Origin of the sequence: Achromobacter pulmonis, assembly GCF_021733725.1 — a bacterium.
GTDB lineage: Bacteria > Pseudomonadota > Gammaproteobacteria > Burkholderiales > Burkholderiaceae_B > Achromobacter > Achromobacter pulmonis.
This window is the reverse complement of record NZ_JAIFOT010000001.1, coordinates 4,234,107-4,249,189: the sequence shown is the minus strand read 5'-3', so window position 1 is coordinate 4,249,189 and position 15,083 is coordinate 4,234,107. Positions and strand designations below refer to the sequence as shown.

Annotated in this window: 13 protein-coding genes; 8 read left to right on the top strand and 5 right to left on the bottom strand. The window is 67.8% G+C overall.

Annotated elements, in window-relative coordinates; genetic code table 11:
- Positions 1-111: 111 nt before the first annotated feature.
- The 3 genes from K2W61_RS19530 (at position 112) to K2W61_RS19520 (ending at position 3,064) form a co-directional block, all read left to right on the top strand.
- Complete coding sequence (locus K2W61_RS19530) at positions 112-663, top strand: TRAP transporter small permease (protein ID WP_175140670.1); 552 nt, start codon at positions 112-114, stop codon at positions 661-663.
- Entirely contained in the window at positions 660-1,958 is a 1,299-nt protein-coding gene (locus K2W61_RS19525) for a TRAP transporter large permease (RefSeq protein ID WP_175131493.1), read from the top strand. The genes K2W61_RS19530 and K2W61_RS19525 overlap by 4 nt, the downstream gene beginning before the upstream one ends.
- 74 nt (positions 1,959-2,032) lie before the next feature.
- Positions 2,033-3,064 (top strand): DctP family TRAP transporter solute-binding subunit, encoded by a 1,032-nt coding sequence (locus K2W61_RS19520; protein WP_236756363.1) that lies wholly within the window; start codon positions 2,033-2,035, stop codon positions 3,062-3,064.
- Between the two features lie 227 nt (positions 3,065-3,291).
- Here the strand turns inward: K2W61_RS19520 and greB are convergent, their stop codons facing one another.
- The 3 genes from greB to K2W61_RS19505 all read right to left on the bottom strand — a co-directional run bounded on the left by greB (position 3,292) and on the right by K2W61_RS19505 (position 5,861).
- Positions 3,292-3,843: a transcription elongation factor GreB gene (gene greB, locus K2W61_RS19515; RefSeq protein ID WP_175131495.1), complete on the bottom strand. Its 552-nt coding sequence runs from the start codon at positions 3,841-3,843 to the stop codon at positions 3,292-3,294.
- Positions 3,844-3,932: 89 nt separating this feature from the next.
- Positions 3,933-4,778, bottom strand: a complete 846-nt coding sequence (locus K2W61_RS19510; protein WP_175131496.1) for a 3',5'-nucleoside bisphosphate phosphatase — start codon at positions 4,776-4,778, stop codon at positions 3,933-3,935.
- 147 nt (positions 4,779-4,925) lie between these two features.
- Positions 4,926-5,861 (bottom strand): alpha/beta fold hydrolase, encoded by a 936-nt coding sequence (locus tag K2W61_RS19505; protein WP_175140669.1) that lies wholly within the window; start codon positions 5,859-5,861, stop codon positions 4,926-4,928.
- Between the two features lie 373 nt (positions 5,862-6,234).
- Between K2W61_RS19505 and cfa the strand changes: the two genes are divergently transcribed.
- Entirely contained in the window at positions 6,235-7,413 is a 1,179-nt protein-coding gene (gene cfa / locus K2W61_RS19500; protein WP_175131498.1) for a cyclopropane fatty acyl phospholipid synthase, read from the top strand.
- 154 nt (positions 7,414-7,567) lie between these two features.
- On the opposite strand, the gene K2W61_RS19495 is transcribed toward cfa, so the two are convergent.
- Positions 7,568-9,211, bottom strand: a complete 1,644-nt coding sequence (locus K2W61_RS19495; RefSeq protein WP_236756362.1) for a GMC family oxidoreductase — start codon at positions 9,209-9,211, stop codon at positions 7,568-7,570.
- Positions 9,212-9,344: 133 nt separating this feature from the next.
- On the opposite strand from K2W61_RS19495, the gene K2W61_RS19490 reads away from it, so the two are divergent.
- Together K2W61_RS19490 and K2W61_RS19485 are read left to right on the top strand one after the other, a co-directional pair.
- Positions 9,345-10,232 (top strand): LysR family transcriptional regulator, encoded by an 888-nt coding sequence (locus K2W61_RS19490; RefSeq protein WP_175131500.1) that lies wholly within the window; start codon positions 9,345-9,347, stop codon positions 10,230-10,232.
- A gap of 121 nt (positions 10,233-10,353) precedes the next feature.
- Complete coding sequence (locus K2W61_RS19485; protein ID WP_236756361.1) at positions 10,354-11,265, top strand: energy transducer TonB; 912 nt, start codon at positions 10,354-10,356, stop codon at positions 11,263-11,265.
- Between the two features lie 24 nt (positions 11,266-11,289).
- Here the strand turns inward: K2W61_RS19485 and K2W61_RS19480 are convergent, their stop codons facing one another.
- Positions 11,290-12,267 carry a LysR family transcriptional regulator gene (locus tag K2W61_RS19480; protein ID WP_175131502.1) on the bottom strand — a complete coding sequence of 326 codons (978 nt, stop codon included), beginning with the start codon at positions 12,265-12,267 and terminating at the stop codon, positions 11,290-11,292.
- A 134-nt stretch (positions 12,268-12,401) separates the two neighbouring features.
- Here K2W61_RS19480 and K2W61_RS19475 point away from each other — a divergent pair, with 134 nt between their 5' ends.
- A complete protein-coding gene (locus K2W61_RS19475) occupies positions 12,402-13,727 on the top strand; it encodes an MFS transporter (RefSeq protein ID WP_059271325.1) in 1,326 nt (441 codons plus the stop codon).
- Between the two features lie 29 nt (positions 13,728-13,756).
- The gene (locus K2W61_RS19470; protein ID WP_175140668.1) at positions 13,757-15,070 is read left to right on the top strand and encodes an ArgE/DapE family deacylase; all 1,314 of its coding nucleotides are present in this window, start codon (positions 13,757-13,759) and stop codon (positions 15,068-15,070) included.
- Positions 15,071-15,083 lie beyond the last annotated feature (13 nt).

Here is a 15,083-nt window from a genome sequence, read left to right as displayed (position 1 = left end):
CGGCCATACCGCAGCGCGGGAAAACACGAACACCCCTGCCCTCGCCCCGACGGTAGGATGCAGCGACCCCATACCTGAAAAGCGCCCCCGCCGCGCTGGCCGTTGCCTCACATGTCACGCCCCGAAGCCCCCGCCGAGCCCGTCGAACCGATCATCCCCGCCGAAACAGACCCCGCCGTGAAAGTGCCGCTGGCCATCGAAGACTGGCTGGCCGTAATCCTGTTGGCGACGCTGGCCATCATCACCTTCCTGAACGTGCTGGTGCGCTACTTCACCGATCAGTCGTTCGCCTGGACCGAGGAAATTTCGGTGTTCCTGCTGATCGTGCTGACCATGGCCGGCGGCAGCGTGGCGTTTGTGCGCAACCATCACATCCGCATCGAGATCCTGGCCGACAATGGCTCGCCGCGGCGCCAGCGCATCCTGGCGCTGATCGCCAACGTCTTCGTGCTGGCGTTCTTCGTGCTGCTGACGGTGCTGTCGGTCAAGCTGGTTTGCGACGAATTCATCTACGAAGAGACCTCTCCCGCCATCGGCGTGCCGACCTGGTGGTATTCGATCTGGCTGCCGGTCATGGCCGCCGCCATCTCGCTGCGCACGCTGGGAACGCTGCGGCGCCTGTGGCGGGCGCCACAGGCCCGGACCGACCGGGGCCGGGCATGATCGCCGGTATCCTGTTCGCCGTGTTCGTCGCGCTGATGCTGATCGGCGTGCCGGTCGGCGTGGCGCTGGGCATCGGCGGCACCGTGGCCATCGTGCTGTCCAACCTGGACACGCCCTGGTATGGGCTGCTGGCCGTGCCGCAGAACTTCTACGCCGGCCTGGCCAAATACCCGCTGCTGGCGATTCCCATGTTCGTGCTGGTGGGTTCCATTTTCGACCGCTCCGGCGTGGCCAAGCGGCTGGTGGACTTCGCCATCGCCATCGTCGGCCGCGGCCCGGGCATGCTGCCGCTGGTGTCGATCGCGGTGGCCATGTTCCTGGGCGGTATCTCGGGCTCGGGACCGGCCTGCGCGGCGGCGGTCGGCGCGGTAATGATCACGGCGATGTCGCGCGCCGGCTACCCCGGCGCCTTCTCGGCCTCGGTGGTGGCCGCCGGCGCGGCCACCGACATCCTGATCCCGCCCTCGGTGGCCTTCATCATCTATTCGGTGCTGGTGCCCGAGGCCTCGGTGCCGGCCCTGTTCGCCGCCGGCATGGTGCCCGGCATCCTGGCCGGCCTGGCGCTGATCGTGCCGGCGGTGTGGCTGGCGCGCCGGCACAAGATGGGCATGCTGGAATCGCACCTGCCGCGCCCGCCCTTCTGGCAAAGCCTGCGCGAGGCCGCCTGGGGCCTGGCCGCGCCGGTGCTGATCCTGGGCGGCATGCGGCTGGGCTGGTTCACGCCCACCGAAGCGGCCGTGGTGGCCGTGTTCTACGGCCTGTTCGTGGGCATGTGCATCCACCGCACCATCAAGCTGCGCGACCTGTACGTGATCCTGCGCGAAGCCGCCGAACTGTCGGCCGTCATCATGCTGGTGGTGACGCTGGCCGGCATCTTCGCCTGGGCCTTGTCCACCCTCAGCGTGATCGACCCGATCACCCACGCCATCGTCAATTCCGGGCTGGGCGAATGGGGCGTGCTGGCGTTGCTGGTGCTGTTGCTGATGACGGTGGGCATGTTCCTGGACGGCATCTCGATCTTCCTGATCTTCGTGCCGCTGCTGACCCCCATCGCCAAAGCCTACGGCTGGGACCCGGTGTGGTTCGGCGTGATCCTGACGCTCAAGGTGGCGCTGGGCCAATTCACCCCGCCGCTGGCGGTCAACCTGATGGTGTCGTGCCGCATCGCGCGCGTGCCGATGGAGTCGACCGTGCGCTGGGTCGTGTGGCTGCTGGGCGCGATGTTCCTGGTGCTGGTGGCGGTGCTGGCGTTCCCGCAACTGGCGCTGTGGCTGCCGCACAAGCTCGGTTATTGAGGGAGCCGGACGACCCCGCCCGGCGTGACATTCACGACAACAACAGACAGACCCGCAAAGAGAGGAGACGCAACATGAATTTCCGCAAACTGATCGGCGCCACCCTGTGCGCCGCCGCCGTCGCCGCCACTCCCCTGGCCGCGCAGGCGCAGAACTACAAGTCCGAATACAAGCTCTCCATCGTCGTCGGCACCACCTTCCCATGGGGCCAGGGCGCCGAGATCTGGTCCAACCTGGTGCGCGAGCGCACCCAGGGCCGCATCAACATCAAGGTCTATCCGGGCACGTCGCTGGTGCAGGGCGACCAGACCCGCGAATTCACCGCCATCCGCCAGGGCGTGATCGACATGGCGGTGGGCTCGACCATCAACTGGTCGCCGCAGGTCAAGCAGCTCAACCTGTTCTCGCTGCCCTTCCTGATGCCCGACTACGCCGCCATCGACGCCCTGGTGCAGGGCGACGTGGGCAAGGAAATGTTCAAGCTGATCGAGAAGGCCGGCGTGGTGCCGCTGGCCTGGGGCGAGAACGGCTACCGCCAGCTCAGCAACTCCAAGCACGAGATCAAGCGGCCCGAGGACATGAAGGGCATGAAGCTGCGGGTGGTCGGCTCGCCGCTGTACATCGACACGTTCACCGCGCTGGGCGCCAACCCGACCCAGATGAGCTGGGCCGATGCCCAGCCGGCGCTGGCCAGCGGCGCGGTCGACGGCCAGGAGAACCCGCTGTCGATCTATACCGGCTCCAAGCTCTACACCGTGGGCCAGAAATACCTGACGCTGTGGAACTACGTGGCCGACCCGCTGATCTTCGTGGTCAACCGCGAGGTCTGGAATTCGTGGTCGGAAAAGGACCGCGAGATCGTGCGCCAGGCCGCGCTGGACGCCGGCAAGCAGCAGATCGTGATCGCGCGCAAGGGCGTCACGCCCGAAGACCCGTCGCTGCTCAAGGAAATCGAGGGCCACGGCGTCACCGTGACCACGCTGAGCCCGGCCGAACATGACGCCTTCGCCAAGATCACGCAGCCGGTCTACGACAAGTGGAAAAAGCAGATCGGCGTGGACCTGGTCAACCTGGCCGAGAAGTCCATCGCTGCGCGCAAGAAGTAACCCCACCGCGACCACGCACCGAACAAGCAGCAAGCCCCAGGGGAACGGCGGCGCAAGCCGCCAACCGAGGCAGGGACGTCAGATCCCGCCCACCAAAAGACGGGCGCCGGCCACAAGCCGGCGCCCGTCGCCTTTTGGTCCGCCTGTCGGGGTCCGGGAATCGCGCGCTGGCACGCAAGCCAGGCCATCGCCCGGCAGCAGGCCCGCAAGCCGCCGCCTGGCGGCCCCTAGTCTGGATACCGCACTTCCAGGATGTCCAGTTCCTCGATCCCGCCCGGGGTGCGCAGCACCACCGTGTCCCCTTCCCGCGCCTTGATCAGCGCCCGCGCCACCGGCGAGATCCAGCTGATCTTGCCGGCCAGCGGCTCGGCCTCGTCGACCCCGACGATGGTGACGGTGTGCTCCTGGCCGGCCTTGTCGGAATACAGCACCGTGGCGCCGAAGAAAACCTGGTCGCGGTTGGGCTGGGCGGCGGGGTCGACCACCTCGGCGATATCCAGCCGTTTGGTCAGGAAACGCATGCGGCGATCGATCTCGCGCAGGCGCTTCTTGCCGTAGAGATAATCGCCGTTCTCGGAACGGTCGCCGTTGGACGCCGCCCACGACACCACCTGCACCACCGATGGCCGCTCCACGTTCATCAAGTGCGTCAGCTCGCCGCGCAGGCGTTCGTAGCCTTCCGGCGTCATGTAGTTCTTGGTGCCGGCCGGCAGGGCCTGGGCCAGCGGCAGATCGTCGTCGTCCTCGTTATCGGATTCTTTGACAAAGGCTTTGTTCATGGCGGCAGCGCCCTTGGCGCGCGATCAGTCAGTTCAAAGGATGGCACGGACACGCCATGCCGGGAGCCGGGCGGCCTCGCGCCGCCGCGCTAGAACCAGTCGTGCCAGACCGGCTTCAGGTCGGCCGGCAGCGGCGGCAGCCGGCCAAGGTCCATGCGGCTTTCCTTGGGGCTGTGGAAGTCGGAGCCGCGCGAGGCCAGGAAACCATAGCGGCGCGCCACTTCGGCATACTGGCGCGCCTCTTCGACGGTGTGGCTGCCCGTGGTGACCTCGATGCCCTCGCCGCCCAGTTGCAGGAATTCGTCGAACAGCGCGGCGAACTGCAGCGGCGTGTATTTGTAGCGCCCCGGATGCGCGATGACGGCGATGCCGCCGGCGCCGCGGATCCAGCCCACCGCCTCGGCCAGCGTGGCCCATTGCATGGGCACGTGGCCCGGGCGGTCGTCGCCCAGGTGCTTGGTGAAGACAGTCTGCACGTCGGGACAGTAGCCGGCCTCGACCAGATAGCGCGCGAAGTGCGTGCGGCTGATCAGCTCGGGATTGCCGGCGAACGGCAGCGCCCCTTCATAGGCGCCCGGCATGCCCATCTCGGCCAGGCGCTCGCCGATGCGGCGGGCGCGCTCGGCGCGGCCCGAGCGCGTCTTGCGCAGGCCTTCGACCAGCGCGGTGTTGGACGGATCGAACCGCAGGCCGACGATGTGCACCGTCAGGCCGGCCCAGGTCACCGAGATCTCGACGCCCGTGGCAAAGCGCATGCCGAGTTCCCCCGCCATGGCCGCGGCCTCGGCCAGGCCGCTGACCTCGTCATGGTCCGTCAACGCCCAGACATCGACGCCGTTGGCGTGCGCGCGCTGCGCCACGTCGCGCGGCGCCAGGGCGCCATCGGACACGGTGGAATGGCAATGCAGATCGATATTGAGCGCGGGCGTAGTCATGCAACCTATTGTAGAGAAGCACCGCGCCCCTGGGTAGCGGCGCCGGCCGGCGGCGTCCCCAATATGGCGGAGGCGGTGGCCCGCCAGCCACCGCGAGCCGGCATCGAAGGGGGACGCGAGCGGCGCCGCGAACGCCGCGGGCGGCCGTCAGGCCAGCAGAAAGTCGGCCACCGCCGTGACCTGATCATCCGCCATCAACGTCGGCGCATGGCCGACGCCACGCACCTCGTAGACCTGGGCGCGCGGATTGCGCTGGCACATTTCCTCGACGGTGGCGCGGGTCAGCAGATCGGACTGCTCGCCCCGCACGATCAGGATCGGGCAATCGACCGCGTCATAGGAGCGCCACAGGATCTGCTCGCCGGCCGCCAGTTCGTCGCCGGTCTGCTGGGTCATCGGTTGGGCCAGCGCCAGGTCGTAGTGCTTGACCCATTGCCCGCCCTGCTCGGGATAGACGAAGCGCGCCAGCGCTTGCCATTGCGCGTCGCTATGCGGGCCGAAGGTCTCGGAATTGGCGCGCATGGCGGCCACCGCCTCGGGGAACGAGGCGAAGACGCCCGGCTCGCCCACATACTGCCCGATGCGCGCCAGGGCGCCGGTCTCCAGCCTCGGGCCGACATCATTGAGCACCAATCGCGACAGGCGGATGCCGTCTTGCGGCGGCAGCATCCCGGCATGCGGGCGCAATGGCAGCATGGCGCGCGCGAACGCGGCGGCGCCGGCCAGCCCCAGGCCGATCAGCCCCCCCATCGAGGTGCCGATCCAGGCCAGCGAGGCCGGCCGCAGCCGCGCGATCAGCGTCACCATGTCGGACACATACTGGGGCACGGTATAAAAAGCCGGATTGGCCAACCAGTCGGAGCGGCCGCGGCCGACCACATCCGGACAGACCACGCGGTACTGGCCGGCCAGGCGCCGCGCCAGGGTGTCGAAGTCGCGCCCGCTGCGGGTCAGGCCGTGGACACAGACCAGCACCCGATCGTTGGCCGGATCGCCCCATTCCCAATAAGCCATGCGGTGCAGGCCCGCCGGGCTGGCACAGGTGACGAATTCCAAACGGGGTTCCAGGCTCGCATCCAGCATCGTTATGCTCCAAAAGACCGGGGAGCGCCGCGATCGCGACGCCGCGCATGGGCGCTATCTTATCGGATGCGCCGCCCGCCCCATGTCCGGCTGTCCGATATCAACGACACCATTCCCGCCAGGGTCTTTGGCCACGCCGTGGCCCGGTTGGTGGCAGGATGCGCCTGGGCCTTGCGCAGCCGCATACGTTGGTTAAGATTGGCGGGTCCCGGTTCGGCGGCCGCGGTGTCACGGCGCTGACACCCCGCTGAAATTACGATTGCCTATCGAGTCGATTCAATCATTAAATTGGATTCCATCCGCCGGTCCGGGCGAGAGTTATGCGCTTCGAGCATTGCCAGATCAGTCAGTCCAGAATTGATATGGAGCCACTATGCACCAAAGCAGTCCGACTACTCAGCTGAGTCCCTCGCGTCCGGAGGCCGCCCCGCCTCCCGAACCGCCCAAGGTCCTGCAGGACGTATTGAGCCGCGCCGACGTCCGGATCAACGGTTCGCGCCCCTGGGACATCCAGGTCCATGACAAGCACATGTACGAGCGCGTCTTCGCCAGCTGGTCGCTGGGGCTGGGCGAATCCTACATGGACGGCGAATGGGATTGCGAACAGCTCGACGAACTGTTCACCCGCCTGCTGCGCGCCGACATGGGCTCGGCCGCGCTGGGCCTGGCGCGCGTCAAGCTGATCGCCGAACACCTGCGCCACAAGCTGTTCAACCTGCAGTCCAAGAGCCGCGCGTTCGAGGTCGGCGAACAGCACTACGATGCCGGCAACGACGTGTTCGAAGCCATGCTCGACAGCCGCATGATCTATTCCTGCGCCTTCTGGGAACAGGCCGACACGCTCGAAGCTGCGCAGCAAGCCAAGCTCGACATGATCTGCCGCAAGCTGCAGCTCAAGCCCGGCGAGACGCTGCTGGACATCGGCTGCGGCTGGGGCGGGCTGGCCAAGTTCGCGGCCGAGCGCTACGGCGTCAAGGTCACCGGCGTCACCGTCTCCAAGGAGCAGCTGGCGCTGGCGCAGGAACGCGTGCGCGGCCTGCCGGTGGAGCTGCTGCTGCAGGACTACCGCGACCTGCAAGGCAGCTTCGACAAGGTGGTGTCGGTCGGCATGTTCGAGCACGTCGGCCCCAAGAACTACGACACCTACTTCACCAACGTGCAACGGCTGATGGCGCCCGGCGGCATCTTCCTGCTGCACACCATCGGCATCGCCTCGACCAGCCAGAGCACCGACCCCTGGATCGACCGCTACGTCTTCCCCAACGGCAAGCTGCCCTCGGCCCGCGAGATCAGCGCCGCGGTCGAAGGCCGCTTCATCATCGAGGACTGGCACAACTTCGGCGCCGACTACGACCGCACCCTGATGGCCTGGTGGGACAACTTCCAGCGCGCCTGGCCGCAGTTGCAGGAACGCTACGGCACGCGCTTTTACCGCATGTGGCAGTACTACCTGATGTGTTGCGCGGGCTTCTTCCGCTCGCGCGAAGGGCAACTGTGGCAGGTGATCCTGACGCATCCGCAGCGCCAGGAGATGTACCGCTCGCTGCGCTGAGACGGATTCCGGGAGCTGCGCCGTCCGGAGGGCCGCCTGCCGGACGGCGCCGGCTGGATATCGTCGCGCGGGCGCCGCGCCTGAAATGCCGAGCCTGCGTCCCTCCTCATCCAACGCGCCCCACCCGGATCACCATGGACGCGTCCCCTCCCGGTCACGTCACCCATTCGGCGGCCCGCAGCTCGACGCCGACGCCCACCGCGTCCTCCAGGATCATCTGCGCCGCCCGCTCCGCGATCATGATGGTCGGCGAATTCGTGTTGCCCGACGTGATCGTCGGCATGATCGACGCATCGGCCACGCGCAGGCCTTGCAGGCCGTGCACGCGCAGCCGCGCATCCACCACCGCGCCGTCATCGGCACGCCGGCCCATGGCGCAGGTGCCGACCGGATGGAAGATGGTGGTGCCGATCTTGCCGGCCGCCTCGCGCAGCTCGGCCTCGCTCTGGTAGGCCGGGCCCGGCAGCCACTCCTCGGGCTGGTAACGCTGCAAGGCCGGCGCCGCGCTGATGCGCCGCACCAGGCGGATGGCGTCAGCCGCCACCTTCAGGTCCTGCGCTTCCTTCAGGTAGTTCGGCGTGATCACCGGCGGCAGCGCGCCGTCCGCGCCTTGCGCGTGCACGCTGCCGCGCGACACCGGCCGCAGGTTGCAGACGCTGGCGGTGAAGGCATCGAAACCGTGCAGCGGCTCGCCGAACGCGCCCAGCGACAAAGGTTGCACATGGAACTCCAGGTTGGCGCGCGCCTGGCCCGGATCGGACTTGGCGAACGCCCCCAATTGCGACGGCGCCATGCTCATCGGCCCGCTGCGGTTCAGCAGGTACTCCAGCCCGATGCCGGCCTTGCCCCACCAGGTCGAGGCAACACGGTTCAGCGTCTTGACGCCGCGCACCTTCAGGATGACGCGCAGTTGCAGGTGATCCTGCAGGTTCTCGCCCACGCCCGGCAAGGCATGATGCAGCGCAATGCCGCTTTCGCGCAGGCGCGCCGGCTCGCCGACCCCCGACAGCTCCAGTAACTGCGGCGTGTTGACGGCGCCCGCTGCCAGCACGACCTCACGCGCCGCGCGGACGCTGACGGACTGCCCCGCCCGCAACACCTGCACGCCAACGCAGCGGGTGCCCTCAAACAGCAGGCGCTGTGCGTGCGCGCCCGTCATCACCTGCAGATTGGCCCGTTGGCGCACCGGCCGCAGGAACGCCTTGGCGGTGTTCCAGCGCCAGCCGCGGCGCTGGTTCACGTCGAAATAGCCGACGCCGAAATTGTCACCCCGGTTGAAGTCCTGTACCCGCGGAATGCCCTCCTGCCCCGCTGCCTCGGCGAAAGCATCCAGGATGTCCCAGCGCAGCCGCTGCGCCTCGACCCGCCATTCGCCGCCCGCGCCGTGAAATTCGTCGCCCCCGCGATAGTGGTCTTCGCTGCGCTTGAACACCGGCAGCACCTGGTCCCAGCGCCACGACGGATCGCCGGCGATCTCGGCCCATTCGTCATAATCCTGGCGCTGGCCCCGCATGTAGATCATGCCGTTGATCGACGAGCAGCCGCCCAGCACCCGGCCGCGCGGATAGATCAGCGAGCGCCCGCCCAACCCCGGCTCCGGACCCGTGCAGTACATCCAGTCGGTGCGCGGATTGCCAATGCAGTACAGGTAGCCCACCGGGATGTGGATCCAGTGGTAGTTGTCGCGGCCGCCCGCCTCCAGCAGCAGCACGCGCGTGGCCGGATCGCGGCTCAGGCGGTTGGCCAGCACGCAGCCAGCCGACCCCGCGCCCACGATGATGTAGTCGTATGTCTCCATTCGCGCTTCTTCTTTTCGAGTCTCAAGGGGCTGCGCCACTGTCGCGCAGCCGGCCGTCCCTGTCCAATGAATTGTTGAAAAGCGCTTTATAAGACTCTTTAATAATGGGTATCGCCCTGACAGGACCGGAGCCATGGACCTCAAGCACATCCGCACCTTCGCCGCCGTGGCGCGCGTCGGCAACCTGACGCGCGCGGCCGAACACCTGCACCTGACCCAGCCCGCGCTCAGCCTGCAACTCAAGAGCTTCCAGGAAGCCCTGGATCTGCCCCTGTTCACCCGCACCGCCCAGGGCCTGGCGCCCAATGCCGATGGCCGCGCCCTGCTGCCCTCGGCCCAGCGCGTGCTGGACGCGCTGGAGGATTTCGAGCGCGCCATCGGCGCGCTGCGCACCACGGTGCAGGGCGAACTGCGCCTGGGCACCATCCTCGACCCTGAATTCCTGCGGCTGGGCGCCACGCTGCAATACCTGGTGCAGCACTATCCCAAGATCCGCCCCACCCTGCGCCATGGCATGTCCGGCTCGGTCGGCCGCCAGGTGCGCGCAGGCGAGCTGGACGTCGGCTTCTTCCTCGGCCCGCGCGACATGGCCCGCGGCCAGCCGGCGCTGCACGCACTGCCGCTGGCGGGCTTTTCCTATTACGTGGTGGCGCCCAAGGGCTGGGGGCCACAGTTGGCGGGGCGCGACTGGCGCGACATCGCCGCGCTGCCCTGGATCTGGACGCCGCCCGACTCGGTCCACCATCGCCTGCTCGCCGCGAAATTCGCCGAACTGGGCGTCACGCCCAACACCGTGGCCGAAGTCGACCAGGAGGCCTCGATGCTGGACCTGGTGCGCTCCGGCGTCGGCCTGACCCTGGCGCGCGACTCGATCGCGCTGCGCGAATCGCAGGCCCACGGCCTGGCGCTGGCGCCGGACCTGTCGATCCAGGCCGAGCTGGCCTTCATCACGCTGGCGGCGCGGCGCGAGGAGCCGTTGGTGATGGCGGCATTCGATGCGGTGCGGGCCGCGTTTGGCTAGGCTGGGCGGATGCGCGCCGGCCTCGCCCCCGCCGAGCGCGCCACGCGGGTATGCTCGCTTTCACATCCAGCCGGCCACGCCGGCGCCGCCCCTGACCGGAGACCTGCGTATGCGTTGGCGCATGCTTGCCTGTAGCCTGACCCTCACCTTGGCTTGCGCCGCGCCTCCCGTGTTCGCGGCCGCGCCCGCCAACCAGGCCGAGTGGAGCCGGGCCGTGCAGCGGCACATGATCAGCAGCTTCATGTTCCCGCCCGAAGCCCGGCGGCTGGATGGCCCGATCAGCCTGTCGCTGAAGATCATCGTGCTGCGCGACGGCAGCATTGCCCATATCAGCGTCGATCGCTCGTCCGGCGACGACGCGGTCGACCTTGCCGCCACCCGGATGGTCAAGCGCGCCGGGCCGCTGCCCGCCTTTCCCGCCGACATGACCGGCGAAAAGACCACGCTGAGCCTGCCGCTGCGATTCCAGCAGGAGCAAGCCGAACCAGCGGGCGGCCGCGCGGAGGATCGGGGCCCGCCCGTCGACATCGTGCGGCGCCGCTACGCCGACGCCGCCAGCGGCCTGGCCGTCACCGTGCCGTCGCCCTTGCGGGCCGGCCCCGCGCCGGAACGCGGGCGCTTCGACGCCTTGATCGAAATCTCCGGCCCCAACGGCTTCCCACCGCGGGCGCAAGACGCCAAATACCTGTGCCGCGTCGGCTTCCTGGCCGCGCCCCCCTTGGCACGGAGCGCCAAGGCGCCCGCCGCGCCAACCTGGCAGGCACAGGTCAAGGCCGCCGAGCGCCGGCAGCGCCAGCGCCGCGCGAGCATCGAGCTGTACGACCACTACATGCTGGCCGGCCGCCAGGGCATCGACTACGTGGTCGCGCCCGGCGCCGGCCCCGGCCACGCCGACACACTGGAGTACTACGCCGAGCTGCCGTTGCCGCAGGGCCGCATCCGCATGGCCTGCGCCACCCAGCGCGACGCCATGCCGGCCGCCCTGGCGATGTTCAGGCAGGTACGCGACGGCATTGCGCTGGCGCCGCGCTGACACGCCGCCCGTCGGCCGCGCGCTTCAACGTGGCGGCACGTTGTCGGACGCCAGCCGCTCGGCCATGGTGAACCCATCGATGTAGTCGCGAAAGTGCGTCAGGAAGGCGGTTTCGGCGGGACTACGTGGCGCATCGCGATGCCACAGCAGGTGCAGGTCGACCGAGCAAACGCCTTCGCCGGGCGGCAGGCGCCACAGCCGGCCCTCGGCCAGATCGCGCCGCACGCTGTGCTCGGGCAGGCAACCGATGCCGAAGCCCGCGATGAGCAGGCGCTTGACTTCGTCATGCTGCGTCGACGTCGCCACCACCCGCCCTGAAAAGCCGCGCTGGTCACGAAAGATCGTCAACGGCGACAGGCTGTCGCCCAGCGCATCGCTGGCAAAGGACACGAAGTTCTCGCCCATCAGGTCTTCGATGCGCAGGTCCTGCCGTCCGAACAGCGCATGGTTGCGGCCGCAGAACAGCGCATAGCGCTGCTGCAGAAATACCTTGTTTTCCAGGCGCTTGGGCATCTGCCGGCACAGCGCGATGCCCGCCGTGGCCGCCCGCTGCTGCATCAGCGTGACGATCTCGCTGCTGGGCAGCACGTCCATCTGCACCTCGATGCGCGGATAGGCCTGGTGGAACCGCGCCCAGAAGTTGTCATAGACCTGCGAATGAATGCGGCTGGCCACCAGCAGGTGGATACGGCCGGTCGCCTCGACCTCCGTCTGCGACACATCGGTCAGCAACTGCGCCACGTTGCCGTAGATGGCCTCGGCCGCGCGGCACACTTCCTCGCCAGCGTTGGTGACGGTGAAGGCCTGGTTGTGCCGTTCCACCAGGCGCCGGCCCAGTTGTTCCTCCAGCCGCTTGAGCGCCTGGCTGACGGCCGACTGCGTCAGGTGCAGCTTGGCGGCCGCGCCGCTGATGCTGCGCTCCTGCACGATCACCAGGAAGGTGCGCAACAGATTCCAGTCCAGGCGGTCGCCGCCGCGGACGTCGGGGTGGGTGTTCTTCATCGGAGACTTGCGCTGAAATTGCCAAAACATCAATTCTACTTAAGTGAAAAATTAAAAATCATAAATTGACGTTATATCTAGGCGGGAGCGATAAACACGCCTTCGAACAACGAAAACACCCCAAGAGGAAAACCATGACCGCTTCCGCCCCTGCATCGGCGGCGCGCCAGCCCGTGCGCGCCGCGACAGCCGCCTTCGTCGGCACCACCATCGAGTGGTATGACTTCTACATTTACGCCACCGCCGCCGCGCTGGTGTTCGGCAAGGTGTTCTTCCCCACCGCCGACCCGTTCGTCAGCACCATGGCTTCTTTCGGCACCTTCGCGGCCGGCTTCCTGGCGCGTCCGCTTGGCGGTGTCGTCTTCGGCCACCTGGGCGACCGGGTCGGCCGCAAGAAGGCGCTGATGGCCACCCTGGTCATCATGGGCCTGGCCACGGTCGGCATCGGCCTGCTGCCCAGTTACGCCAGTGCCGGCTTGTGGGCGCCCGCCCTGTTGCTGTTGCTACGCCTGGCGCAAGGCCTGGCGGTCGGCGGCGAATGGGGCGGCGCGGTGCTGATGGCGGGCGAACACGCCTCGCAACGCCGCCGCACCTTCGCGGCCTCGTTCGCGCAACTGGGCAGCCCGGCCGGCCTGATCCTGTCGCTGCTGGCCTTCCGCCTGCTGACCGCGCTGGACGAGGCCGACTTCGTCAGCTGGGGCTGGCGCGTGCCGTTCCTGATCAGCGCGCTCCTGCTGCTGGTCGGCTACTTCATCCGCATCGGCGTCAACGAATCGCCCGACTTCGCCCAAGTGCTGGAACGCCAGGAACGCGCGGAGATCCCGGCCAAAGAAGTGCTGCGCACGGCCTGGCGCACCGTGTTGCTGTGTATGGGCGTGTGCACCGTGGCGATCGGCGGCATCTACTTCACCAACACCTTCATGCTGTCGTACACCACCCAGACGATGGGCCTGGACCGCAAGCTGATCCTGGACTGCCTGTTCGTGGTCGCCATCATCCAGTTCTTCGTGCAACCGCTGGCGGCCTGGCTGGCCGACATCCTGGGCCCAACCCGCGTGCTCATCACCGCGGCGGTCTGCTCGGTGCTGGCGCCCTACCCCATGTTCATGCTGGTCACGCAAGGCACGTCCTACAGCATCGTTGCCGGCATCGCCATCGTGCTGGTCTTCATGGCCGCGATCTACTCGGCCATGGCCGGCTACATCAGCGCGGCGTTCCCAGTGCACGTGCGCTATTCCGGCATTTCGCTGTCGTACCAGCTGTGCGGCGCGGTCGCCGGCGGCATGACGCCGCTGATCGGCACCTGGCTCACCTATCACTATCCCGGCCAGTGGCTGCCGCTGGCGATCTTCTATTCGACGCTGTCGGCCATCACGCTGGTCTCCATCTGGGCACTGGCGGGCCACAAGCGCCGCCTGGCACTGGACACGCCGCGCGCCGCGCACGCGCCGGCCGCTTGATTCCGCATTCGACCACTCAAGGAAACACGATGACGCAAGCCACCTCCACCACCCCGCCGGCGCTTTCCGAGGAGCAGACCTGCCGCATCCTGCAGGCGGTCGACGCGCAATTCGATGCGCAACTGGCCTTCACCCAGGAACTGGTGCGGTTTCCATCGCTGCGCGAACAGGAGCATACCGCGCAGGACTTTCTGTTCGAGGCGATGCGCGGGCGCGGCTTTGCCATGGACCGCTGGAAAATCGACGTCCGCGACATCGAATCGCATCCCGGCTTCGGTCCGGTGACCGTGTCGTACGAAAACGCCTTCAACGTCGTGGGCACATATCGTCCCGAGCAGCAGACCGGTCGCTCGCTCATCCTGAACGGACACATCGACGTGGTGCCGACCGGACCGGCCGACATGTGGAGCCGCTCGCCCTGGGACCCGGCCATCATCGACGGCTGGATGTACGGCCGCGGCGCGGCCGACATGAAGGCCGGGCTGGTCGCCAACCTGTATGCCTACGATGCCGTGCGCGCGGCCGGCTATGCGCCCGGCGCCCCGATCTATTTCCAGTCGGTGGTCGAAGAGGAATGCACCGGCAACGGCGCCCTGGCGGCGCTGCTGCGCGGCTACCGCGCCGATGCCGTGATCATTCCGGAACCCGAGGAGAACATGCTGGTGCGCGCCAACGTGGGCGTGCTGTGGTTCAAGGTCCGCGTGCAGGGCCATCCTACCCACACCCGCGAAATGGCCAACGGCTTCAATGCCATCGATGCCGCCTACGCGGCCATCGAAGCGCTGCGCCGCATCGAGGCCAAGTGGAACGCCGAACATCACTGCCACCGCCATTTCGAGCACCTGGATCATCCGATCAACTTCAACATCGGCAAGATCGAGGGCGGCGACTGGCCGTCGACGGTGCCGCCCTGGTGCGAGTTCGATGTGCGCGCCGCGATCTATCCCGGCACCACCGCAGACGAGGCCCGCGCGCAGATCGACGCCTGCCTGCGCGACGCGGTCGCCGATCCGCGCCTGGGCGGCACGCCGCCGCAAGTCACGTACACCGGCTTCTACGCCGAAGGCTACGTGCTGGAAGAAGGCAGCGCCGCCGAGAACACCCTGCGCGCCTGCCACCAACAGGCTTTCAAAAGCGACCTGCAGAGCTTCACCACGCCTGGCTATCTGGATGCCCGCGTGTTCGTGATCTACGGCGACATGCCGACGCTGGTGTACGGCCCGAAGTCACTCGATATCCATGGATTCGACGAACGCGTGCACCTGGAGTCGCTGCGCCTGATCACCAAGACCATCGCGCTATTCATTGCGCAGTGGTGCGGCGTGAGCGAAGCGGCTGTCTGAGGCGCTTGCGGGG